The 24,808-nt window shown below is 47.0% G+C and carries 20 protein-coding genes; 8 read left to right on the top strand and 12 right to left on the bottom strand.

Annotation, left to right across the window (positions count from 1 at the left end):
- The first annotated feature begins 1 nt into the window (after position 1).
- The gene (gene trxA, locus ACTQ53_RS01390) at positions 2-316 is read left to right on the top strand and encodes a thioredoxin (protein WP_441931754.1); all 315 of its coding nucleotides are present in this window, start codon (positions 2-4) and stop codon (positions 314-316) included.
- A 271-nt stretch (positions 317-587) separates the two neighbouring features.
- Here trxA and tsaE read toward each other — a convergent pair whose 3' ends face one another.
- Positions 588-998 (bottom strand): tRNA (adenosine(37)-N6)-threonylcarbamoyltransferase complex ATPase subunit type 1 TsaE, encoded by a 411-nt coding sequence (gene tsaE, locus ACTQ53_RS01385; protein ID WP_293629680.1) that lies wholly within the window; start codon positions 996-998, stop codon positions 588-590.
- 69 nt (positions 999-1,067) lie between these two features.
- On the bottom strand, positions 1,068-2,636 hold the full coding sequence (locus ACTQ53_RS01380) for a T9SS response regulator signal transducer PorX (protein ID WP_218417755.1): 1,569 nt from the start codon (positions 2,634-2,636) through the stop codon (positions 1,068-1,070).
- Positions 2,637-2,825: 189 nt separating this feature from the next.
- Here ACTQ53_RS01380 and ACTQ53_RS01375 point away from each other — a divergent pair, with 189 nt between their 5' ends.
- Positions 2,826-3,101: a LysO family transporter gene (locus ACTQ53_RS01375; RefSeq protein WP_217760773.1), complete on the top strand. Its 276-nt coding sequence runs from the start codon at positions 2,826-2,828 to the stop codon at positions 3,099-3,101.
- Positions 3,098-3,700: a lysine exporter LysO family protein gene (locus tag ACTQ53_RS01370; RefSeq protein WP_441931753.1), complete on the top strand. Its 603-nt coding sequence runs from the start codon at positions 3,098-3,100 to the stop codon at positions 3,698-3,700. The genes ACTQ53_RS01375 and ACTQ53_RS01370 overlap by 4 nt, the downstream gene beginning before the upstream one ends.
- 58 nt (positions 3,701-3,758) lie before the next feature.
- Here ACTQ53_RS01370 and porW read toward each other — a convergent pair whose 3' ends face one another.
- The 5 genes from porW to ACTQ53_RS01345 all read right to left on the bottom strand — a co-directional run bounded on the left by porW (position 3,759) and on the right by ACTQ53_RS01345 (position 10,790).
- Positions 3,759-6,935: a type IX secretion system periplasmic lipoprotein PorW/SprE gene (gene porW / locus ACTQ53_RS01365; RefSeq protein ID WP_441931752.1), complete on the bottom strand. Its 3,177-nt coding sequence runs from the start codon at positions 6,933-6,935 to the stop codon at positions 3,759-3,761.
- Positions 6,936-6,950: 15 nt separating this feature from the next.
- On the bottom strand, positions 6,951-7,754 hold the full coding sequence (locus tag ACTQ53_RS01360) for a metal ABC transporter permease (protein ID WP_294967870.1): 804 nt from the start codon (positions 7,752-7,754) through the stop codon (positions 6,951-6,953).
- Positions 7,755-7,819: 65 nt separating this feature from the next.
- Positions 7,820-8,203, bottom strand: coding sequence for a hypothetical protein (locus ACTQ53_RS01355; protein WP_264950773.1), 384 nt, complete (start codon positions 8,201-8,203; stop codon positions 7,820-7,822).
- Between the two features lie 82 nt (positions 8,204-8,285).
- Positions 8,286-9,527, bottom strand: coding sequence for a 3-phosphoshikimate 1-carboxyvinyltransferase (locus tag ACTQ53_RS01350; RefSeq protein ID WP_441931751.1), 1,242 nt, complete (start codon positions 9,525-9,527; stop codon positions 8,286-8,288).
- Between the two features lie 36 nt (positions 9,528-9,563).
- Positions 9,564-10,790 carry a zinc-dependent metalloproteinase lipoprotein gene (locus ACTQ53_RS01345; RefSeq protein WP_294967866.1) on the bottom strand — a complete coding sequence of 409 codons (1,227 nt, stop codon included), beginning with the start codon at positions 10,788-10,790 and terminating at the stop codon, positions 9,564-9,566.
- Between the two features lie 396 nt (positions 10,791-11,186).
- On the opposite strand from ACTQ53_RS01345, the gene ACTQ53_RS01340 reads away from it, so the two are divergent.
- Positions 11,187-11,693 (top strand): VCBS domain-containing protein, encoded by a 507-nt coding sequence (locus ACTQ53_RS01340; RefSeq protein WP_441931750.1) that lies wholly within the window; start codon positions 11,187-11,189, stop codon positions 11,691-11,693.
- Between the two features lie 231 nt (positions 11,694-11,924).
- On the opposite strand, the gene ACTQ53_RS01335 is transcribed toward ACTQ53_RS01340, so the two are convergent.
- From ACTQ53_RS01335 to ACTQ53_RS01315, 5 genes are all read right to left on the bottom strand, one after another.
- Positions 11,925-12,680 (bottom strand): exodeoxyribonuclease III, encoded by a 756-nt coding sequence (locus ACTQ53_RS01335; RefSeq protein WP_295346767.1) that lies wholly within the window; start codon positions 12,678-12,680, stop codon positions 11,925-11,927.
- A gap of 89 nt (positions 12,681-12,769) precedes the next feature.
- On the bottom strand, positions 12,770-13,363 hold the full coding sequence (gene folE, locus ACTQ53_RS01330; protein ID WP_294967861.1) for a GTP cyclohydrolase I FolE: 594 nt from the start codon (positions 13,361-13,363) through the stop codon (positions 12,770-12,772).
- 88 nt (positions 13,364-13,451) lie between these two features.
- Positions 13,452-14,126, bottom strand: a complete 675-nt coding sequence (locus ACTQ53_RS01325) for an SPOR domain-containing protein (RefSeq protein WP_217761832.1) — start codon at positions 14,124-14,126, stop codon at positions 13,452-13,454.
- Between the two features lie 104 nt (positions 14,127-14,230).
- A complete protein-coding gene (locus ACTQ53_RS01320) occupies positions 14,231-16,321 on the bottom strand; it encodes a BT_3928 family protein (protein ID WP_441931749.1) in 2,091 nt (696 codons plus the stop codon).
- A gap of 19 nt (positions 16,322-16,340) precedes the next feature.
- A complete protein-coding gene (locus ACTQ53_RS01315; RefSeq protein ID WP_228117710.1) occupies positions 16,341-16,886 on the bottom strand; it encodes a DUF1599 domain-containing protein in 546 nt (181 codons plus the stop codon).
- A gap of 269 nt (positions 16,887-17,155) precedes the next feature.
- On the opposite strand from ACTQ53_RS01315, the gene ACTQ53_RS01310 reads away from it, so the two are divergent.
- The 4 genes from ACTQ53_RS01310 to ACTQ53_RS01295 all read left to right on the top strand — a co-directional run bounded on the left by ACTQ53_RS01310 (position 17,156) and on the right by ACTQ53_RS01295 (position 24,780).
- A complete protein-coding gene (locus ACTQ53_RS01310; protein ID WP_441931748.1) occupies positions 17,156-18,598 on the top strand; it encodes a CCA tRNA nucleotidyltransferase in 1,443 nt (480 codons plus the stop codon).
- Positions 18,599-18,772: 174 nt separating this feature from the next.
- Positions 18,773-19,984: an efflux RND transporter periplasmic adaptor subunit gene (locus ACTQ53_RS01305; protein ID WP_294971896.1), complete on the top strand. Its 1,212-nt coding sequence runs from the start codon at positions 18,773-18,775 to the stop codon at positions 19,982-19,984.
- A 107-nt stretch (positions 19,985-20,091) separates the two neighbouring features.
- Positions 20,092-23,358 (top strand): efflux RND transporter permease subunit, encoded by a 3,267-nt coding sequence (locus tag ACTQ53_RS01300; RefSeq protein WP_441931747.1) that lies wholly within the window; start codon positions 20,092-20,094, stop codon positions 23,356-23,358.
- 27 nt (positions 23,359-23,385) lie between these two features.
- On the top strand, positions 23,386-24,780 hold the full coding sequence (locus tag ACTQ53_RS01295; protein ID WP_294971901.1) for an efflux transporter outer membrane subunit: 1,395 nt from the start codon (positions 23,386-23,388) through the stop codon (positions 24,778-24,780).
- Positions 24,781-24,808: the final 28 nt, after the last annotated feature.

Raw genomic sequence — 24,808 nt, 5'->3', positions numbered from 1 at the left:
AATGGAAGTAACAATTACAACAGAGAATTTTGAGAGTTACAAGAATGGCGAGTTGCCATTGGTAGTAGATTTGTGGGCTACATGGTGTGGTCCTTGCCGTCAGATTGCTCCTATCGTGTCAGAATTGGCTGAGGAGTTTGATGGTAAAATCGTTGTTGGTAAGTGTGATGTAGAGGAGCATGACGACATCGCTATGGAGTTTGGTGTTCGCAACATCCCTACTATCCTCTTCTTCAAGGGTGGTCAGCTGGTAGACAAGTTCGTAGGTGCTACATCAAAGGCAACCCTGACAGAGAAGTTCCAGGCTCTCTTGTAAAATCCTGAAAGCAAAATGGTTAAAGGCATCTGGCTGGAGATTTTCCGTCTCTGGTCAGGTGCTTTTTTGTTGGCAGAAGGTGACGAGTGACTTTGTCACTTTTTGCATGCCCGCTGGGTAGCGTTACGAGGGGGCTGTAGCTGCACGGCGAGGGGCGGGCAACTGCATCACGAGGGGTATGAAAATACGTCCCGACGCAGACCGTGCTACGTCGGGACGTACTGAGAACTGCGTCGGGACGTAGTAAAGTCTGCGTCGGGACGTATTTTTCTTACCATTCTACGCTTCTGCTGCCATCCTCCTCGGCGGTGATAGTCACCTTGGTGCAGTCTTCTGGCAGGAGGTCTTCTATCAGCTCCGGCCACTCCAGGAAGCAGAGGTTTCCGCTGTAGAAATAGTCCTCATAGCCCATATCGTATACCTCGTCCAGCTTCTTGATGCGATAGAAATCGAAGTGATAGACAGGGTCGCCATTACCAGCGGTATATTCGTTGACGATGGCAAAGGTAGGAGAGGTGATGACGTCATCTACTCCCAACTCTTCGCAGATAGCTTTGACAAATGTTGTTTTTCCGGCACCCATCTTGCCATAGAAGGCAAAGACCTTGCCGTCGCCCATGTTATCCAGAAATTCTCTGGCAGCTACATGGATGTTGTCTAATGAATCAATCTTAATCTTCATATATTTACTTTGAACTTTGAATTTTGAACATTGAACTTTATGATTAGCTAAGGCTGCAGGAGTCTTTGCTTATCTCTTTCTCGGTGTCAGCGTGATGAGTGGAATGAGCATTTCCTCCATCGAGATGCCACCATGCTGGAAGGTGTCCTTGTAGTAAGACACATAATAATTATAGTTGTTCGGATAGGCGAAGAAGGCATCACCGTAGGCGAAGACATACGCAGTGCTCAGATTAGGAGCAGGCAGCTGTGCCTTGTGGGGCTCCTTGATGGTGAATACTTCCTTGGCATTATACGCCAGGTTCTTGCCCAGCTTGTAGCGCAGGTTGGTGTTCGTATTGCGGTCGCCTACAATCTTGATGGGCTTCGATGCGCGGATACTGCCATGGTCGGTGGTGATGATTACCTTGAAATCGCTCTGGGCAAGCCGCTTGAACAGCTCTGCCAGTACCGAGTGGCGCAGCCAGCTCCGGGTGATGCTGCGGTAGGCTGATTCCGTATTCGCCAGCTCCCTTACCATCTTGGATTCGGTTCGTGCATGCGAGAGCATGTCGATGAAGTTGATGACGAGCACATTCAGGTCGTTGCCCTTGCATTCATTGTAATGCTCCAGGAACTTGTCGGCTCCAGCCGAATCGTTCACCTTGTGATAGCTGAAGCTGTAGTGCTTGCGATATCTGTCCAGCTGCGTCTGGATGAGCGGCTTCTCGTTGAGGTTCTTGCCTTCCTCTTCGTCTTCGTCCACCCACAGTTCCGGAAACATTTCGGCTATCTTGTTGGGCATCAGTCCGCTGAAGATGGCATTCCGGGCATACTGGGTGGCTGTGGGCAGGATGCTCATATACATGTCTTCCTCGATGTCGTACATGTCGCCGATGTCTTTCGCCAGCATCTTCCACTGGTCGTAGCGGAAGTTGTCTATCACGATGAGGAACACCTTTTCGTCCTTGTCGAGCATCGGGAAGAGCTTGGTCTTGAAGATGTCCGGACTCATCACGGGTCTGCCTTCCACCACCTTGCCCAGATTCTTCGGGTCTACCCAGTCCATATAGTTCCTGGCGATGTATTTGGCAAAGCCGATGTTCGCCTCCTCCTTCTGCATGGAGAGCATCTCGGTCATCGAACTGTCGGTATCGCTCAGTTCCAGCTCCCATTTCACCAGCCGGCGGTATACTTCCATCCAGTCTTGAAAGTTGCGGCAGTCCATCATCTGCATGGCTATCTGCTGGTAGTCCTGCTGGTATCCGCTCTGCGTTACCTCCGTCACGATGTCCTTGCGGTGTATATTCTTCTTGAGCGACAGGAGAATCTGGTTCGGGTTTACGGGCTTGATGAGATAGTCGGCTATCTTGGAACCGATAGCCTGGTCCATGATGTTTTCTTCTTCACTTTTTGTACACATCACAACGGGTGTGGCTGGCTGGATGTCCTTGATATGCTGCAAGGTCTCCAGTCCGCTCAGTCCCGGCATCATCTCGTCGAGGAGGATGAGGTCGAAGGTCTGCTGCCTGCATTGGTCGATGGCATCGGCCCCGTTGCTCACCGTCACCACCTCGTATCCTTTCTTTTCCAGAAAGATGATATGGGCTTTGAGAAGCTCTATCTCGTCGTCTACCCAAAGTAATAATCCGTTGCTCATAAATGTATCTTTTTTTAAGATGCTAAAGTACAAAGAATTCTTGAATGGAGAACGATTCTTGCTATTAAAGTATGTTAATAGGGCTGAAAGTGTTGTATTCTTGGGTTAGGATATAATATAAAGACCGGGAATCCGTTATTATTATTTAGTAATGAATAAACGAAAAATAAACGAAGAAAGAAGAAAACAATGCTCAAGATTGTAATGATTATGTTGTGCGGAATAGGTACGGGATATCTGCTTCGCAACAGGAAAATGAGTTTTATTGGCCGGGTTATCACGGCGCTGATATGGGTGCTGCTGTTCCTGCTCGGTATCGAGGTGGGGGCTAACCCGCATATCGTCAATGGTCTGCAGACTCTGGGTCTTGAGGCCATCGTGCTGACGATAGCCGGAAGTCTGGGTAGTGCAATCTTTGCCTGGGCATTGTGGAGATACGTCTGCAGAAAGGAGGCTGGGAAATGAAAGGTAGTCTGATTATCGTGGGTTTCTTCGTGCTGGGCATCATCGTGGGCTTGTGTGATGTGATTCCGTCCAGCTTCCCGGCGAGCGACGTGAGCTATTATGCGCTCTGCTGCCTGATGTTCTGCGTGGGTATCAGCATCGGTTTCGATACCTCTATATTGAAGAGTTTCAGAAAGGTGAATCCCCGGCTGATGATGCTGCCGGTGATGACCATTCTGGGAACTTTTGCCGGATGTGCTGCTGCCTCCCTGGTATTGGGGCATCGCCAGCTCAGCGACTGTCTTGCCATCGGTTCGGGCTTCGGATACTACTCGCTGTCGAGTATCTTTATCACCCAGTATCGTGGTGCAGAACTGGGTACCATCGCCCTTCTAGCCAACATCTGCCGCGAGATTCTCACCCTGCTGTGTGCTCCGCTGCTGGCTAGGTATTTCGGCAAACTGGCACCTATCAGCGTAGGTGGCGCCACCACGATGGATACCACGTTGCCCATCATCACCCGCAGTTCGGGCGAGAGCTTCATCGTCGTTTCCATCTTCCATGGTTTCTGTGTGGATTTCTCCGTACCGTTCCTGGTGACATTCTTCTGTTCTCTGTAAACGAAACTTGCCCATAGCGCTGTGCATTGGTTATGCATCAGGCGCTATGGGCAATTCATTAGAACCCTTCCAGTTCGAAATATTCATCTTCCAGTTCGATGCTTTCTGAAGAGTTGCTGTCATCAAAATAGATGCCGGTATCTTCTTCCTTCTTCTCTTTCTTCTGGTTTGGAATCACGAGGGTTCCGTCGTCTTTCTTTTCCTTCTGGTTTGGAATCACGAGGATTCCGTCGTCTTTCTTTTCCGGAATCTCTTCCTTCTTGCCTTCTACTTCGAGTTCTCCGCTGCTTAGCGGTTCGTCCTGTGGGGTTATTGGAACTGTCAGCGTGTTATCTTCTTGTGATTGTTCCGCTTTGGGCGATTCTTCAGAAGTAGCCTCTTCTGAAGAAGGCTCTTCTTCTGCTGCTGGAGCTGTTTCGGCAGGTTCGAGAAGCAATGGAAGCTTGCTGACAGGGAGAGGGGCGAAATGCTTGCTGTAGAACTTCTCATACTCCTCGTAGGTATGGCTGGTACCCAGGAGCTTCAGGTTCGGCTCGCTGATGACGTAGGCACGTACATTGCCCAGCAGACGCTTGATGGCGGGCTGCTGGTATACGGCGTTGGCGTACTGGCGGGCTTCGTCATAACTGTTGAAACCACTAATCTGCATGCGATGCAGTCCCTCCAAGTCCTCGATATTGATATCGAAATAGCGTGCCATGTAGGAGGTAAAGTTGTACTTCGCCATCTCGAAGAGCAGCTGGTTCTCGTTGGTCTTGTCCGGATCGTAGGCAAGGAGGAACACGAAGCTGGCATTGCGTTCCGGGCTATATCCCTTCTGCCTGGTGGAATCCCGGTCGTTGAGCTCTATGCTTCTGCGGGTCCATACGTCGTTGAGGTCGAATTTGCCCCCATAGAGTCGTCTGCCGGCATCCACGCCGTTGATGATCATACCTGCCATCTCGCTCAGACGGCTGTCGGGATACTTGCTGACCACTTCCTTGAGGTCTGCCAGGCAGCTCTTGATATCGCCGTCGTTCAGCTTGCTGAGGCCGCCGATGAAGAGGAATTTATCACGGTTTGCCCCATCAGGGAAGCGGTTCCGTGATATCTGGGCGTTCCTTTCCACCTTGTCATATTCCCCGTCCCTGAAAGCCTGATAGGTGAGCGTGTAGAGAGAATCTTCTATCTGCACCCCCCGCTTGGCATTCTCTGCATAGTATGGGTCGGAAAGGAGGGTAGTCCACTGGCTTTCCGGGTATTCTGCCTTCAGTTTCTGCAGATAGGTCTGTGCCATCTCTGGTTTCCGTTCTCTGGAATAGAGCAGATATAGATGGTAGTAGGCGTCATCCAGATGTGCATAGTCTGGATGGTTGTTGACCAGTCTCAGCAGGGATTTCCGGCTCAGTGGCAGGTTGTCGAGCTTGTCCTTGAAGATGACTCCGGCATGATACAGACCGTCTTCCAGCAGCTTGTTGCTCTCAGCCAATTGTTCTGGGGTGAACGGAATCTGTGCCAGGTAATACTCGCGTCTGTGCGGATCGTTGACGGCACTGTCTGAAGTCTGCTTGAGTAATTCTTCCTGTTCGGCAGCCTGTGCCAGCGAGTCTCTCTGTTCATCTGTTATCTCTTCAGCTCCGGCAGCGTTGGCAACAACGGTCTTGTTGATGCGTTGCCAGTTGTCCACGTTATCTCGCTTGCCCCAGAGTTTCTGGAATTGCGCCTTTCCCTGGCTTACGGTCAGCGGAGAGTAGAAATACCATTGCCCGTTGGCAGGGGTGTTGGCGCTATTCTCATTGTTTTTCTGCGGGCTGTTGCTGGAGGCAAAGTTGTTGTTGGCAAGGTTGCCGCCGTCCTGCCGGAGGGTTGATTCCGCTTCTTCCTCCGCCTTTCTGTTTCTTTCTTCCTTTTCCTTCTTTTTCAGGGCGTCAATAACCCTGTCGATGGCAGCATTGCGTTCTTTCTCGCTCATCCTGGCAAGTTGCTGCAATGAGTCTTGCAACTGCACGGCATCGGTATAGGGCACCAGTTCATCGAGCACCTTGGATCGGTTGGCGAGTTGCTGGTAGTCCTTTCTGTCCTTATCCAGCAGTCCGATGGCTTCTCCGTAGCATCTGCGTGCATCGGAGAATTTCTCCTTGGTCCAGTACAAATCGCCCAGATGCAGCAGCAAGACGCCTTTTTCTATGCCGTTGCGGGTAGATTTCTGATTGCCTTTCTCGTATGCCGTTATGGCTTGCAGGGTATCTTTCCTGCTGAGGTGTATATTGCCGATGGCATAGTATATCTGGTCCTGATATTCTTTGTTGTTGTCGGAGGCAGCCATTCGTTTCAGCCTGCTGATCATCTTGCCGGCATTGTCTTTCGCCATCACTTCGGTCATGGCAATGCGGGCGTTGAAGGCGAGTTCGTAAGGTGGATTCTGGCGAATCACGTGCCTGAAGGCTTTATAGGCTTCTTTCTTGTTGCCGATGGATGCCTGAAGCTGTCCCATCAGATACCATTCGCGTGCTTTCTGCTTGCGGCGCATCTCGTGGCTGATTACTTTCCTGAGGTAAGGAATGGCCTGCTCGGCATTGCCGGTGTGGATATAGTAATCGGCAAAGGTATAATCCCATTCTTTCTGGGCACGCCAGTGGATGGAATCGCGAAGTATGTTGCGAATCACGTCTTCGGCATCGTAATTCCAGTTCTGCTCGATATAGCATTTGGCGAGCCAGGCCCGGGCTTTGCCGTAGATGGCGGGCTGGGTGGCGTAGAGGCGACTCATATAGGAAAAGGTGGCGGCTGCCGACTCGAAATCTCCCTGATAGAACTGCGAACGGCCCATCAGCATCCATGCCTTCCAGAGGAACGGGTTGTATTCCCGGCGACTCAGCCATTCGATGTCTTTGGCTGTCTTGCGGCGATTTTTGGTCCATTCCGGTTTTCGCTTGATGCTGTGCTGATGGATGGCCTTCTCGCATTTCTCGATGGCGCGGTCGAAGTTGGCCTTGCCGATTTCCCGGCTGTTCTTGTTGCTCACGGTATAGAGCGGAATCTGCTCGGTATAGTTGTCCTTGTTTCCCGTCTCTTTCTCCAGCGAACCATCGATATAGGCGAGTGTACCATTATAATAGGTGTTGTACTTTGCATTAAAGGCGTGCCACCATCTGCTCTGCGCTGTATTCTTCTGCGTAGAGCATCCGGTAAGAATCAGGGCTGTCGTCAGGAAGACAAAGCCTAGGGCGTAATGAAAAGTATTCTGTTGTTTCACCTTATTATATTATCTTTATGAATGCCGGAGCATCTTATATCCCTTGGCGAGGGCAAAGAGGATGATGCTGACGAATATGATGGTAGCGCCTGAAGGCACGTTGAGCAGATAGCTGGCATATAATCCCACCAGGCAGTCTATCCATCCCAGCAGGATGCTGACGGCAATCATGTTCTTGTAATTGTTGGTAAAGAGATTGGCGCTCATCTGCGGAATGGTAAGCAGGCTGATGGCGAGTACGATGCCCACCATCTTCAGCGTGGCTACAATGGTCATGGCGATGAGCGTCATCATCAAATATTCTATGGCTGTGACGGGCAGGTGCTGCGACCTGGCAAACGTGCTGTCGAAAGCAATGTTCTGAATGGGGCGCAGCAGGAATGTGAAGAGCAGCGCAACGATGAGGGTGAGACCGCCCAGCAGCCACAAGTCAGCACTATCGATGGCTAGGATGCTGCCAAAGAGGAAGGAGGGAAGATCGGGCATGAATCCGGGTGTAAGGAAACAGCAGATGATGCCCACGCTCATTCCCAGTGTCCAGAACATGGCGATGGCAGAGTCTTTGCGCACGTCTTTCTTCCTGGAAATCCATTGTACGCCAAAAGCACTCAGTATGGCAAAAGCCATGGCTGAGAAAATGGGGTTGAGCCCCGCATATACACCGATTCCGATGCCACCGAAAGAGGCATGGGTGATGCCGCCGCTGATGAAAACCAGTCGGCGGGTAACTATATAGGTTCCGATGAATCCGCATAGGATGCTGGATAGGAAAGCTCCTATGAGCGCATTCTGGAAAAATGTATACTGCAGTATATCCATTACTTTGAACTTTGAACTTTATAATTAGCGGAGCTGCTGAATATTTAAGTTTGAACTGTAAAATTCTAGCTTAAAAAGTTGATGACTTCATCTTTCAGCTGGTTAGGAAGGTTGATGCCCCGCAGAATGAGGCTTCTGTTCCAGCCGGCTACTTCTTCTGGTTGCATCGTATAGAGCACCTCTGAGAATTCCTCCACCTCTTCGTCGGTATAGGAATCGGCTTCGCGACCAGCAAACCGGTCGAGGTCTTCGTCATCGTAATATTCTATTTCCTTGATGGCTGCTTCCATCATGCAGTCCTGTTCGCATTTAGAGTTTTCCCCATTGCAGGTGTTGCACGATACTCCTTCCTGCAAAGGTTCCTCTTCCTCTCCCTTGCGATGAGAGAAGATACCGAACAGGGCGCTTATCAGGCCTAATACCACCAAGGCTAAAACTAAATATAGCATTTACTTTGAACTTTGAACTTTGAATTTTGAGCTTTGAACTTTATGATTAGCAAAGGCTGTAGAATTCTTCACTTTTTATTCTTCACTTTTCACTTATTTCAAACCCTACTTTCTTGAGGTCCTCCCAGTATTGTGGGTAAGACTTGCTCACAACTTCCGGGTTGTTGATTTCTATCTGTGGAAACTTGAAAGCGAGAGGAGCGAAAGCCATAGCCATGCGATGGTCTTCGTAGGTGTCGATAGGAGCGAACGTAGGCTCGCAGGTTTCACCATCCCAGATGAGCGTATTGTCATTCTCGTCGCGAATCACATAACCCACCTTCTTCAGTTCCGTCTTCAATGCTTCGATACGGTCGGTTTCCTTGATCTTCAAACTGGCAAGACCGGTAAACTTGAACTTGACACCAAGGGCGCAGCAGGCTACTACGATGGTCTGAGCCAAATCTGGTGAGCCCGTGAAATCATATTCGAATTTCGGCAACAGGCAGCGATTCGCCTTCAAGGCAACAGTGCTCAGGGTGTCGCGACTTTCGAATTCGCTCTTTACACCCAGCAGACTGAAGATGTATTTCACAACCGAATCGCCCTGCTTGGAGCTGTCCATTAGACCTTCGAGCTTGATGAGGGAATTGGAATTGCTGTTGAGGGCCATCATCTCATACCAGTAAGAAGAGGCGCTCCAGTCGTTTTCTATCTGATAAGGAGTGCTTTTATATGGCTGCGGTTTGACGGTGATGGTATCCATATCAGTCCATTCTGCTTCAGCGCCATATTCCCTCATCGTCCAGAGCGTCAGGTCGATGTATGGTCGGGATGCAATTTCGCCTGTCAGTTTCAGTTCCAATCCGTTCTTGAGGATAGGACCAATCATGAGGAGGGCTGAGATGTATTGCGAACTGATGTTGCCCACAATTTCCAGATGGCCTCCTTCCAGCGGCTTGCCCTTGATATGGAGTGGGGGATAGCCTTCCTTCTTTTCATAGGTGATGTCTGCGCCCAGATAGCGAAGGGCATCTACCAGAATGCCTATAGGGCGGTTCTGCATGCGCTCGGTACCCGTGATGGTGTGTTCACCTTCTGTAGAAGCCAGGTAAGCAGTCATGAATCGCATGGCAGTACCTGCAGCTTTGATGTTGATGACCTCTGGCATATCCTTGAGGGCTACAATAATCACCTCTGTATCATCACAGTCGCTCAGGTTGTCGGGCTGGATGTTGCTTCCTGCCATCGCACTGATGACGAGCGCTCTGTTGCTGATACTTTTGGATGCAGGCAAGTTGATGCTTGCGTTGAGTTGGCTTGGAGCCTTGATTGTATATTTCATATTCTATATTCTGCTGTTTGATGATATTGAATCTGTTTATTTGTCATGGAAGGTGCGGGTCTGAATGTCTTTCAGCCTGATGGTTCTTCCCTTGGCCAAGACATTCGGAAGGTCGAATTCTTCTTCTGGCATCTCATTCCATGCTCTTGTGGTGGTTCTTGCCTTCTTCGGACCCGGAATGAGCGGCGAATAGTACAATACCTGTCTTATTCGATAGGCTTGATCTGGAGTGAACCGCATGCTGTAGCAGATGCTGTAATCCATCAGATTGTCTGCCTGCCATTCTTTTCCCTGATTGTTGGAGCGTTTGGCAAGTTGTTTCACCGTGAATGTCGTATCTGGCTTGATCTTTTTGGCTTCTGCCATGTAGCTGACGAGCCATTTGTTATACGCTATTCTGTTGTAGCTAGGTGTATCTTGACAATAGTCTGAATCATCATCGTCATCAGCCGGCTCTGATTTGTCTTTCTTGTCTGGCTTTTCGGAGAATGTGTGGAAAAGTCCCAGATAATGCCCCAGTTCGTGGGCCAGCGTGGCATTCGGATCTGCTGTATTATACTGATAATTCTTCTGCTTCTTGTCGGTCGTATATCGGGTACCCTCGTATTTCTTATCCACATAGATGGCATTGAGGGATACGCAGTATGGGAAACTGTTTGGCTTGCTGAGCGGATAATTCTTGCCGTTGGTCAAGCCTTCCAAATCAGGATAACCGGCTACCTTGTAGGGTACATTGCTGATGCCAAGAGTTGTCGACGTTGCATCGGTATTCTTGAAGGTATAGACCATCACATTGATGTAGTCGTTTTGGTTCCAGGAGTATTTGGCGTTCGACTTGCTGCGCATGAACTCTTCACAGTCTAGGGAGTCTTCTGCTATCTTGATGTATTCTACGCCTGGCGTCTTCAGTTTCTTTCCATTGAGGTCGTATTCGGCAAGTTCGAACTGTATATGGAGGTTCTCACTCTCGATGGTGTCGAGACTGATATTATATACATTGCCTTGATATAGCTCGTTGACATTGTCTAGCAGCTCCTTGAGTCGGGCATTGGATATATACTGTTTCGGGTTTTTGCTGTCTTTGTAGAATACATGGAATATGACGGGGAGATGGTAGATGTAGTCATCTCCCGTAATGATGTCACTATCCCTATCCTGTCCGTTGGCAGTGATGGGTGAATCTCCGATGGTTCCCTCTGAGTCTTTGCAAGACCAAAGCCCAAGTGTGGCCAATATGATGATGAAAATTGTAAAATGTTTCATGCGTATACCTTATTATATGATATAATTTATGATATATTTTCTGCAAAAGTACAAAATAAAATGAACATAAGCTAGCAAACGGGCGAAAAAGTTTATGTTTCTGATGAAAAAAAGTTTCTTTTATACGACATGAAATGATAAATGAGTTTACAATATGTAAAGAGATGATAGGTAAAATAGGGTATTATTTCTTGTAGCTACTTTCAAAGTGCGTAATTGGAGGAGCAAAAATAACAAATTGTAATTCTGTGTACGTTTTCACGGAAAAAGTAAAACTGGGGCAAAAAATAAAATAAAATTGCGTTAAGAGAATATACAACATTGAGAATTTCATTGTATCTTTGCACCAGAAAAAAGAAATAAACAACAACAAATTCAATCTAAAAAATTAAGAATATGAAACGAGTTATATTATTCTCATTGATGGCTTTTATGACTGTAGCAGCTTTCGGTCGTAAGCACGTAGAGAATGCAACAGTAGTAGCTGACACTATTTTCTATGCAGAAAATATGAGTAACGTAGCAAGTGCAGAGCAGGCTAGTTATTACAGACTGCTGATGACTACTGGCACAGGCGTCAATAAGAAGGATGTGTTCCAAGACTTCTATATGAATGGTAATCTCCGTGCTGAGGGTGGCTACAGCTTTGTAGATCTCGGTAACGATCGCAATACTATCTTCAATGGTGAGGTTACTACCTACTATAAGAATGGTAAGGAGAAGTGGCATGGCAAGTATGTCAATGGCAAGCGTGAGGGTTACTTCACTCTCCAGCTCCGTGAAGGCGGTGCGGCTGTCGTTCAGTTCAAGAATGGTAAGTCTGTTCACGATTACTTCATGGTAACTTACAAGGATGGTACTACAGAGAAGAGAAATCTCTCAGAAATCCAGCAGTTCATGTAAGATTTAAAACCTTGGAAACGGTTTCTTCATTGGAATTAAAGAAAATCTCTCTTATATAAATTAAAATTTTATGTTGATATGACCAATATGGGGATGGCTTCCGTGAGGAAGGTACATCCCCATCTTTTTTCTGATATGTGCGTAACTGAAAAGGGCTGGCGAAATCTCGCCAGCCCTTCTTTTGCCTTTGTATTTGATATCTGAATCTTTTGTCTCTCTAGGGATATCTGATTAGATGTCTAAATCAACTTCTACAGGACAGTGGTCGCTGCCCATGATTTCTGTATGAATCCTGGCTTCTGTTATCCTGTCTTTGATGCTGTCGGATACCAGGAAGTAGTCGATACGCCAACCTGCGTTCTTCTCACGGGCCTTGAAGCGGTAAGACCACCACGAATAGGTTACTTCTTCCGGATGAAGATAACGGAAACTGTCGGTAAAGCCGTCGCTGAGGAGGATGGTCATCTTTTCTCGTTCCTCGTCGGTGAAACCTGCATTGCGACGGTTGGTCTTCGGATTCTTGATATCGATTTCTTCGTGAGCTACATTCAGGTCACCACAGATTACAACAGGCTTCTTGGCGTCAAGAGCCTTCAGAAACTTGTGAAAATCGTCTTCCCAAGTCATTCGATAATCCAGACGCTTTAATTCTGTCTGAGAGTTGGGGGTATAGCATGTAACTAGATAGAACTGCTCATATTCCAGAGTGATGATGCGGCCTTCGTGGTCGTGTTCTTCCACACCCATACCGTAGCTTACGCTCAAAGGCTTGTGCTTGGTATAGATGGCCGTACCTGAGTATCCTTTCTTTTCTGCATAGTTCCAATAACTCTCGTAGCCTTCAAAGGTCAGATCGAGCTGTCCTTCCTGCATTTTTGTTTCCTGCAGGCAGAAAAAATCTGCATCGAGCGCCTTAAACTGGTTCTCGAAGTCCTTGCCAACGCAAGCGCGAAGGCCATTTACATTCCAGGATATAAACCTTAACATCGTGTTTATTGATTATTTTATAGTGATTAGTGATTACTAATAGACTCTCATGCCAATCAATAATCACTAATAACTAATCATTATAATAATTAGATTCTCTTTGTTTCTCCTCTCAACAGGTTCATGAACTCCTGACGGGTATTCAGGGAATTGAATACGCCACTATAATCACTTGTTGTTGTAATGGAATTCTGCTTCTCCACACCTCTCATCTGCATGCACATGTGCTTGGCTTCAATCACAACCATCACTCCCTGTGGATTTAAAGTCTCTTGGATGCAGTCCTTAATCTGTTGTGTAAGGCGTTCCTGCACCTGCAGACGATGGCTGTAGATATCTACCACACGTGCTATCTTGCTGAGACCGGTAATCTTTCCGTTTGGGATATAGGCTACATGAACCTTTCCGTAGAAAGGCAAGATGTGGTGCTCGCACATCGAGAAGAAGTCGATGTCCTTTACAATTACCATCTGGTTGTACTTTTCATCAAACAAGGCATCTGTCAATACCTTATGAGCATCCTGGGTGTAGCCGCGGGTCAATATCTGCATAGCCTTAGCCACACGCATGGGAGTATTTGCAAGACCTTCACGCTCAGGATCTTCACCCAAGAGTTTCAATACTTCTTTATAGTGGCCTGCGAGTTCGTCTAATCCCTCGCGAAATTCTGTTTCTGGATTCATATCTTATTTACTTTGAACTTTGAGCTTTGAACATTGAACTTTATTATTAGTAAAGCTGTTGAATTCTTCATTCTTCACTCTTCACTTTTTAATACTGCACTGTAATCTGTCCCTTTACGAGGCAGGCTTGCTTGTATCCAAGTGCTTTTACCTTAATCAATACCTTCCGGGCATCGTTAAGGTTGCGGAAGTTGCCCATGCGGCAAATCCATCTTGGTGAGTAGAAATGAACATATACTGGCTGTTCCGGGAATTTCATCTTGAGTGTATTGCCAGTCTGTTCTGCTTTCAGACGGTCGTTGCGTGAATTGCCTCCGGCATAAACCTGTACTCTATATCCTGTAACCTTATAGCTCTTGCGCATCACTTTCTTGCGCATGTCTACAACAGTGTTGTCTGTTTCGTCTTTTGGGGTTTCTGATTTTTGCGCGTTACTTGTATGGACACCTTCTTTGGCTGTCTCATGGCGCTGAGGTTCAGTCTTCTTTAATGAGTCTGGACCCTGTTTGTGCTGAGTAGTAGGAGTTACTCCCTTCTGCTGAGTATCTGTTCCGTTCTTTTGTGGTTGTGGTGTAGTCTTGGTCTTGTCGTCTTGGGGCGTAATCTTCTTTCCGTTAACCAATTCATCTATTGCCTTGCTTTGGTGAACGGTCACAACACCCTGTCCCTGATTCTTCTCTTTCAGATGATCCAGGTAAGTTTGAGCATGAGCGGTCATGCTAGTACTGAGGATGATAATCAATAATGTGACGAATTGTTTCATGACTATTCCTTTTATTATTAATATCGTAGTTTTGATGAAGAAGGGATGCTTCTTCACTTAGAAAACATCCCTTCAATTTTTTATTAAGTCTGTAGACTTATTAATTACTTCTTCCAAGCGTCGATGATACCCTTGAAATCAGCAGCCTTCAAAGAAGCACCACCAATCAAGCCACCGTCGATGTTTGGCTTAGCGAAGAGCTCAGGTGCGTTGCTAGCCTTGCAGCTACCACCGTAGAGGATTGATGTCTCCTCAGCAGCCTCGTTGCCATACTTCTCAGCTACGATAGAGCGGATGTATGCCAACATCTCCTCAGCCTGGTCAGAAGTAGCAGTCTTACCTGTACCGATAGCCCAGATTGGCTCGTAAGCAAGGATGATGTTCTTCCAAGCCTCAGCGCTCAAGTGGAATACTGAACCCTCCAACTCTGCCTTAACAACCTCGTTCTGCTTCTCTGCCTCACGCTCCTCGAGAGTCTCACCGCAGCAGAAGATGACCTTCAAACCGTTAGCCAAAGCCAACTCTACCTTCTCCTTCAAGATCTCTGCTGTCTCGCCATAATACTGACGACGCTCTGAGTGGCCGAGGATAACGTACTGAGCACCTGTGCTCTTTACCATCTCAGCTGAAACTTCACCTGTGAAAGCACCCTTAGCCTTGTCTGCGCAGTTCTCTGCACCGAGACCTACAATCTCTGAATCCAAAACCTGAGCTACAGAAGCCAAGTGGATGAATGGAGTACAGATTACTACGTCGCAGTTTGGTTTGTCTGCTACCAATGCCTCGTTGATCTCCTTAGCGAGAGCAACACCGTCCTGCAGGTTCATGTTCATTTTCCAGTTACCTGCTACAATTTTCTTTCTCATTTTTCTTTTCTTTTTAAAAGTTGATAATATTCTGTTTGAATTCTCTTTCTTTCTAATCCATGCGCCCCATGCCCAGAGCCTATCGGCGATGGTGAGTAATACCAATGGTATGACGAACCATGAAACCATGCCTGCTATCTTCTTGGCTGCACTTACTTCCGGCATCTTACCTATCTCTGTCTGCTCCAGCGGCTTGCCTGCTATCTCCGTCATGTTTGGGAGATCATTGTGGCTCCATTTCTGGATAATGGTTCCGTCTTTCAGCAAGAGCAGACCCGGATTGCTGCGGATCACAGTCTTCAGCGTGGTCTCGTCAGTGAGATAGAACGGATACTCTGCGCCTGTGATGTCTTGCCAGTGCTTGATCCCTTTTTCGGTACTTGCCGTAAGGCAGATGAACTTGTAGCCATGATCATTGGCGTATTCATAGATCTCATCGATGTTCCCAAAATTGGCATCATCGGCAAATTCCAGATGGGGCGAAACCAAGATGAAGGTGTATCCCTTACGATGGATCACCTCTTGGGTGATGTCTAGCCCCGTCTGAGTGTCTTCGATACTGAAATCGTGGATAGGAGGCACATATCCCTCTTCTGTCTGTACCGTCTTACTGTCGATGAATGTCCAGGTAGAGTCTGGGTAGTTGTCTATCGTGAACTCCTTTCGCTCTCCGTTCTTTTCCAGAATGAAGGTCGTATCAAACTTAGGCTGTTTGGCTCCCTTAGGTATTTCCATCCCTTTAGCGATGTTGGCACCGATATGATATGGGCGGAAGTCGAATTGTGGAAGTGTCCACAGACTCCATAAGCTTACGCAGATAGAGAAGATGAACGTATAATTGATTACGATCCATTGAGTCGGCTTGGATATCAGTCGTTTCATTTCGAACGGCTTTCTCCACAATAAGAGAGCTATCGCTAGGAGGATGATGTTCTTGATGAAAGTCTCTGTATTCGATAGGATAATGGCATCACCGAAGCATCCGCAGTCTTTTACAGGGTCTGCGATGACTATCCATAAAGTAATCAGCGTCATCACGCTCATGATGAATAGAGTAATCCGGCTTACCTGCCTCCTATGGATGGCAAACAGCAGGAAAATACCGATGGCAAACTCTATCATTCCTAGCAGAACCGACATGCCAAGTGTACTCCATGAGGGGAATATCCAGTCAATATGCAGTGCTTCCTGATAGTCGGTTATCTTGTATTGCGTACCCAATGGGTCCATTCCCTTCACGAATCCTGAGAATATGAAGGTTGTCGCCATGAGCAATCGCCCGATATTCACCGCAATCTTGGTTAAGATATGAGTAGCCTTATTCTCCATTTGAATTATTCATTTACCCTTATTCGCTCATCTTGATGGCTCCAAACACGGCATAGTTGATGATGTCCATATAGTTGGCATCAATGCCTTCTGACACGAGCGTGGCACCAGCGATATCTTCTATTTCCTTTACGCGCTGAATCTTGGTAAGGATGAAATCAGTATAGCTGCTGACTCTCATCGAACGCCAAGCCTCGTCATAGTCATGGTTCTTCCTGAGCATCAGTTCCAGTGCTTCCTGTGCATGGAGGTCATATAACTTCATTGCCTCTTCTGGCGTCATGTCTACTTCATCCACGAATGGCTTTTCCAGCTGGATGAGTCCCACAATACCATAATTAATAAGGGCGATGAATTCCGGACGTATGCCTTCGCCAACCAAAGATTCTTTCTTGATTTCGAGCGAGCGGATACGCTTAGCCTTGATATAGAGCTGGTCTGTCAGAGAAGAAGGGCGCAAGATTCTCCAAGAGGCTCCATAATCATGAAGTTTCTTCTCAAATAATGCCCTGCATTCACCCATGACAGCCTTAAACTGCTGTTCTGTTTTTAATAAATCTGCCATAATAATTTCGAAATTCGGTGCAAATTTACGCATTTATTATGAAATAGCCAAATAATTATTTTGTATTTTACATAATTTGCAGTAACTTTGGATAAGTTACGCAGCATTCGGAAGAAAAAATAAATCGCAATTTATTTTGTTTTTCGCTCATTTTGCAGTAACTTTTGATAAGTTACGCTGCATCTCAACAATAAAAACAAAAAAAATCTTTTTTTATTTTGTATTGTCTTCGATTTGCAGTAACTTTGCACCCCGAAAGAAAAAAGAGTATGAGAAATTTGACCAATGCCGAACTGGCACAAATACTGGATAAGGATATATTTCATAAGATTTCAGAGGTAGCGGATTCGTTGGCTGTGGAATGTTATGTGGTTGGTGGATATGTGCGTGATCTTTTCTTGGAGCGACCTTCCAATGATATAGATGTCGTTGTGGTGGGTAGTGGTATTGAGGTAGCTTCTGCCTTGAAAACATTGCTCGGAAAGAATGCATATCTCTCTGTGTTCCGGAATTTCGGAACTGCTCAGGTGAAGTATCATGATATGGAAGTGGAGTTTGTGGGAGCCCGTAAGGAGAGCTATAACCATGATTCCAGAAAGCCTATTGTAGAAGAAGGAACTCTGGAGGATGATCAGAACCGCCGGGATTTCACTATCAATGCAATGGCTATCTGCTTGAATAAAAAGCGATTCGGCGAACTTGTAGATCCGTTCGATGGCGTTTATGATATGGAAGATGGTATTATTGCCACTCCTCTCGACCCAGATATTACCTTCTCTGATGACCCGCTCCGTATGATGCGTTGTGTGCGTTTTGCCACTCAGCTCAATTTCCAGATAGAAGATGAGACCTATGATGCTCTCTCCCGTAATGCCGAGCGTCTGAAGATCATCAGTGCCGAGCGCATCTGTGACGAGATGAACAAGATTATGCTCTCTAAGCATCCTAGCAGTGGATTTTATTATTTGAAGGATACAGGTCTGCTTGACCTTATCCTGCCGGAACTGGTAGTGATGGATAAGGTGGAAACACGGAACGGCAGAGCGCATAAGAACAATTATGACCATACGATGGAGGTGCTTGAGAATGTATGCAAGCATTCTGATAATCTCTGGCTTCGTTGGGCGGCACTCTTCCATGATATCGGCAAACCGAAAAGCAAGCGATGGGATAACAGCATCGGTTGGACCTTCCATAGCCATAATATCATAGGCGCCAAGATGATTCCGAACATCTTCCGCCGTATGAAACTGCCGATGGATGCAAAGATGAAGTATGTACAGAAGCTAGTGGAACTCCACATGCGTCCGATTGTGATTGCTGATGAAGAGGTAACGGATAGTGCCGTTCGCCGTCTGTTGAATGATGCAGGCGATGATATCAACGATCTGATGACCCTCTGCGAAGCAGATATAACCAGCAAGAACCAGGTTCGCAAGCAGCGTTTCCTGGATAATTTCAAGATGGTGCGTGAGAAACTGGTTGATTTGCAGGAACGTGATTACAAACGTCTGCTCCAGCCATGTATCGATGGCAATGAGATTATGGAGATGTTCCACCTTACTCCATGTCGCGAGGTTGGTACCTTGAAGCAGTATCTTAAGGATGCTGTACTGGACAATAAAGTGGCTAACGAGCGGGAACCATTGATGGAGCTTTTGATGAAGAAGGCACAGGAGATGGGACTTGTAAATGCAGAAAACTTAAAATAGAGAATAATTTTTGTTAAATAACGGCTCCATGCGAGCCGTTATTCGTTTATTATTAGTAATTTTGCAGCGCCTTTAAAACTTAGAGGTGTTTCTTAGTTTTCGCCGGAGGGCGGAAAAGCGTTGTAACTTAAGGAAGTAAAAAGATTAAATAATAAATTATAATATAAAATAGGTATGAAAATTAAAAGCGTTTTGTTTGTTGCAGCAGTTTGTGTTCTTGCTGCGTTGACATCATGTGGTGGAAGTAAGAAGGGCGGTCTGCCTGACTTCAGCGACGATGAGTTCGCTGTGGCTACTATCGGTACTTCCAGCGCCGCATTGCAGACTACCTATCCTGCTACCATCAAGGGTATCCAGGATGTAGAGGTACGTCCTAAGGTTTCTGGTTTTATCACTAAGGTTTTTGTACACGAGGGACAGACTGTATCAGCAGGTCAGGCTTTATTCTCTATTGATAGCGAGACCTATCAGGCTGCTGTCCGTTCTGCTGCTGCCGCTGTAAATACAGCTAAGGCACAGGCAAATACAGCTAAGTTGACTTATCAGAATAACAAGAAGTTGTATGATAGCAAGATTATCGGTGAATATGAACTTTCTACAGCAGCTAACAGCTATGCAACAGCTAAGGCTCAGGTAGCTCAGGCAGAGGCTGCTCTGGCTTCAGCCCGCGAGCAGTTGTCTTGGTGTACCGTTACCAGCCCTTCTGCAGGTGTTGTAGGTAGCCTTCCTTTCAAGGTTGGTGCTTTGGTAAGCGCTTCTGGTCAGGCTCTGACAACTGTTTCTAACATCAGCACCATGGAGGTATTCTTCTCACTCTCAGAGTCTCAGATTCTGAACATGTCTAAGACCAATGGTAGCGTTCAGGCAGCCATCGCAGCGTTCCCAGCTGTTAAGCTGCAGTTGGCTGATGGTACTATCTATAATCATCCGGGTAAGGTGGTTAAGATGAGTGGTGTCATCGATGCTACTTCCGGTTCTATCTCTCTCATCGCTCACTTCGCTAACCCAGAGAAGTTGCTGAAGAGTGGTGGTGCAGGTTCTATCGTGGTTCCTAATGATCATAACAGGGCTATCGTCATCCCTCAGGAGGCTTGCTCTCAGGTGCAGGATAAGATTTTCGTTTACGTAGTAACCAAGGATAACAAGGTGAAGTATTCTGAAATCAAGGTAAATCCACAGGATGATGGCAAGAACTATATCGTAACTTCTGGTCTCCATGTAGGTGACCGCATCGTATTGAAGGGTATCACCAAGTTGACCGATGGTCAGCAGATCAAGCCTATCACTCTGGAGCGTTACAATCAGAAGATTGCTGAGGCTGCCAAGTTGGCTGAGTCTCAGGATAACGCTCATGCCTTCGCTACTGCTATGGGCGGAAAGAAGTAATATAATGTATAATTAATAATGTATAATTAATAATGTATAATGAATAATTAATAGACCTTGGGGCAATTATTAATTGTTAATTATTAATTCTTAATTAAAATAAGATTATGTCATTTACAAACTTTATAAAGCGCCCGGTACTTTCGACGGTGGTTTCCATCTTCTTCGTCTTGCTGGGTATTATCGGCTTGGTATCGCTGCCTATCGAGCAGTATCCGAATATCGCGCCGCCTACCATCACGGTAACTGCTACCTATACGGGTGCAGATGCCCAGACGGTGTTGAACTCAGTCGTTGCTCCGCTGGAGGAGAGTATCAACGGTGTGGAGAACATGACTTATATGACCTCTTCTGCGTCTAACTCTGGTTTTGCTCAGATCACCGTTTACTTCAAGCAGGGTTCTGACCCTGATATGGCTGCGGTCAACGTACAGAACCGTGTGTCTCAGGCGCAGTCTCTGTTGCCTGCCGAGGTTACTAGGGTGGGTGTCACCGTAACCAAGCGACAGAGTTCCAACGTCATCATGTTTGCTCTGACTACAGACGATGGACGTTACGACGACCAGTTTGTTACCAACTACGCCTTGATCAACGTCATTCCTCAGTTGAAGCGTATCAATGGTGTGGGTGATGTGCAGAGCCCTTCTACCCGTAACTACTCTATGCGTATCTGGTTGAAACCAGAGAAGATGAAGGAGTTCGGACTGGTTCCTTCTGATATTTCTCAGGCTTTGGCAGAGCAGAATATCGAGGCTGCCCCTGGTAGCTTTGGTGAGAGCTCTGATATGCAGTATGAATATACCTTGCGTTACAAGGGTCGTTTGAAGACTCCATTGGAGTATGAGAATATCCTCATCAAGAGCAATACTTCAGGTCAGACGCTCCGTCTGGGCGAAGTTGCCAAGATTGAGTTGGGTGGTTTGCAGTATAATGTAAACCTGCTCAATGATGGTCAGCCTGCCGTGATGGGTATGGTTCAGCAGATTGCCGGTTCCAACGCTACCCAGATTGCAAACGACGTAAAGAAAACGCTTGATGAACTGGAGAAGAGTTATCCTCCTGGGTTGAAGAATGTCATCCTGATGGATGTTACCGAGTTCTTGTTCGCATCTATCGAGGAGGTTATCTTCACCTTGATCATCACTCTGGTACTGGTGTTCATCGTAGTGTATATCTTCTTGCAGGACTTCCGTTCTACGCTGATTCCTATGATTGCCGTACCTGTGGCTTTGATTGGTACCTTCCTCTTCCTCTGGATCTTCGGATTCTCCATCAACCTGCTTACGCTGTCAGCCCTGCTGCTGGCTATTGCGATTGTGGTCGATGATGCCATTGTGGTGGTCGAGGCGGTTCACGCCAAGCTCGACCAGGGTTACAAGAGTGCCCTTACTGCATCTATCGATGCGATGAACGAAATCTCCAGCGCCATCATCTCTATTACATTGGTGATGTCTGCCGTGTTCGTTCCTGTATCATTCATCGGTGGTACTTCCGGTTACTTCTACCGTGAGTTCGGTGTAACCATGGCTGTATCTATCGTTATTTCGGCTATCAATGCGTTGACGCTGTCTCCTGCACTCTGTGCCGTGTTGCTGAAGCCACACGAGGAGGGTCACGAGAAGAAGATGTCTTTCGTAGACCGTTTCCACGCAGGATTCAACTATCAGTTTGAGAAGATTACCAATAAGTATAAGGGTGGTGTCAAGTGGGTTATCAATCATGGCATCATCGCTGGTAGCCTCGTGGCAGTCAGTATCGTAGGTCTGGTTGCCCTGATGGGTACTACCAAGACGGGTCTGGTGCCTGATGAGGATACCGGTACTATCTTCGCTTGTATCTCTACAGCTCCTGGTACTTCTCAGGAACGTACAGCAGAGGTGGTTAAGCAGGTAGATAAGATGCTGGCTAACAACCCAGCCATCGCAACCCGTAACGCCATCATGGGTTATAGCTTTATCGGCGGTGCCGGTTCTAACCAGGGTACCATCATCGTGAAGCTGAAGCCATTCGAGGAGCGTCCGGGTGGATTCTTCCACCGTATCAAGGAGGCTTGTACGGGTGGCGGTATTGAGGCGTTGTTTGTCAACCCAATGGAATATACTTCTGTGTTGGGTATGATCTACAAGCAGACTGCTGCCATCAAGGATGCACAGGTTCTTGCCTTCGCTCCACCTATGATTTCCGGTTTCTCTGTACAGAATGGTATCACCATGACCATGCAGGATAAGACCGGTGGTGACTTGAACAAGTTCTATGACAATGTGAAGAAGTTCCTGGCTGAGTTGAACAAGCGTCCTGAAATTCAGACCGCCCAGACTCAGTACAACCCTAACTACCCACAGTATATGGTAGATGTAGATGTTGCCAAGACCAAGCAGGCTGGTATCTCTCCATCTTCAGTATTGTCTGTAATGCAGGGTTACCTCGGTGGTCTCTACGCATCTAACTTTAATGCCTACGGTAAGCTCTACCGTGTCATGATTCAGGCTGGTCCTGAGAGTCGTATGCGTCCAGACGATCTGAGCAAGATTTACGTTCGTTGTGCTGATGGCACCATGTCTCCTGTAAGCGAGTTCGTGAACTTGAAGAAGATTTATGGTCCATCTAACATCACACGATTCAACCTGTTTACCTCTATGGATGTATCTGTAACTCCTAACAGCGGTTACTCTACCGGTGATGGTATGAAGGCGATTGCTGAGGTTGCCAAGCAGACATTGCCAGAAGGCTATGGTTATGAGTACTCTGGTTTGACCCGTTCTGAAGCTGAATCCAGCAACTCTACAGGTTTGATCTTCGCACTCTGTATCGTATTCGTTTACCTGATCTTGAGTGCCCAGTACGAGAGTTACATCTTGCCATTGTCTGTAGTATTGTCTATCCCATTCGGTTTGGCAGGTTCGTTCATCTTCACCAACCTCTTCGGTCACTCTAACGATATTTACATGCAGATTTCGTTGATTATGTTGATCGGTCTGTTAGCTAAGAATGCCATCCTTATCGTACAGTTCGCCCTCGAGCGTCGTCGTACGGGTATGGCTATCAAGTACTCAGCAATCTTGGGTGCCGGTGCCCGTCTCCGTCCAATTCTGATGACCTCTCTGGCGATGGTTATCGGTCTGCTGCCTCTGATGTTCGCATCTGGTGTAGGTAAGAATGGTAACCAGACTTTGGGTGCTGCCGCCGTAGGTGGTATGTTGATTGGTACTATCTGTCAGATCTTCGTGGTTCCTGCTCTCTTCGCAGTCTTCCAGTGGTTGCAGGAGAAGTTGACCCCAATGAAGTTCGAGGATGAGTTGAACGAGGAGGTAGCTGCCGAGTTGGAGCAGTATGCCAACGCAGCTCATCAGAAGAAGGGTATCGAGAAGAAGTAATAACGCAATGTAACTTCAAAGGAAACAATGAAAAAGAATTTAAATATCATCATATTGGGTCTCGCAGCGCTCTCTCTGAGCAGCTGCAAGACTCTCTACGGAAAGTATGAGCGTCCGGATGTGAAGACCAGCGGTATCGTTCGCGATGTAGCTTCTGATACAGATACTTTGGCTGTAAAGGATACTACTACCTTCGCCAATATCCCTTGGCGCAGTGTCTTTACCGACCCTCAGCTTCAGTCGCTCATCGAGAAGGGATTGAACAACAATGTCAACCTCCTCAATGCGGCTTTGAATGTGAAGATGGCAGAAGAGCAGCTGAAGTGTGCTAAGTTGGCATTCGTGCCAGCCTTGTCTTTCACTCCTCAGGGAACCATCGCTTCCTGGGATGGTCAGGCTGCCACCAAGACTTACACGATGCCTGTTACTGCCAGCTGGATGGTAGACCTCTTCGGCAATCTGCTCTCTCAGAAGCGCAGTGCCCAGATGGCTCTGCTCCAGTTGCAGGACTATCAGGTATCTGTAAAGACCAACCTCATCGCCAACATCGCCAACATGTATTATACCTTGTTGATGCTCGATAAGCAGGTGGAGCTGGTTAACAATATGGAAGGTTTGACCAAGAATACCTGGGAGACCATGAAGGTGCTGAAGGATACCAAGATTGGTTATCGCGGAACTTCTGTTCAGGCTGCCGAGAGCAACTACTATGCAGTGTTGACTCAGAAGACTGACCTGATGCGTCAGATTCGTGAGACAGAGAACTCCCTGAGTCTTCTCATCGGTGACCAGGCTCATTCTATTGCCCGTGGCAAGTTGGAGAATCAGAGTCTTCCTACAACATTCTCTACCGGTGTAGGCATCCAGTTGCTCAACAACCGTGCCGATGTTCACGCAGCCGAGATGAATCTGGCTCAGTGCTTCTATGGCATTGAGACTGCCCGCAGCAAGTTCTATCCATCTATCACCATTTCTGGTACAGGTGCATTCACCAATTCTGCTGGTGCAGGCATCGTGAATCCAGGCAAGTGGTTGCTTTCTGCTGTTGGTTCATTGGTTCAGCCAATCTTCCAGAATGGTAGAATCATTGCCGGCTTGAAGGTGGCTAAGATACAGTACGAGCAGGCTTACAACACTTGGCAGGATGCCGTGTTGAAGGCTGGTAGCGAGGTGAGCAATGCCCTCGTGCTCTACAACTATTCTGACGAGAAGGGTAAGGTGGAGGCTAAGCGCATCGCCGTACTCGAGAAGAATGTGGAGGATACGCGTAAGTTGATGTCAGAGGCTGGCGGTTCTTATCTGGAAGTAATCCAGGCACAGTCTTCACTGCTCAACGTACAACTCTCAAAGGTAGCTGATGACTTCTACAAGATGCAGGCAGTGGTAAACCTCTACTATGCATTGGGTGGAGGAGCTAAGTAATTGATAATTAATAATTAATAATTAATAA

The sequence above is a fragment of the Prevotella sp. Sow4_E9_plate genome (genome assembly GCF_052116205.1).
Lineage (GTDB): Bacteria > Bacteroidota > Bacteroidia > Bacteroidales > Bacteroidaceae > Prevotella.
The sequence above is the reverse complement of the archived record's forward strand: the minus strand, read 5'-3'. Positions and strand labels throughout refer to the sequence as shown.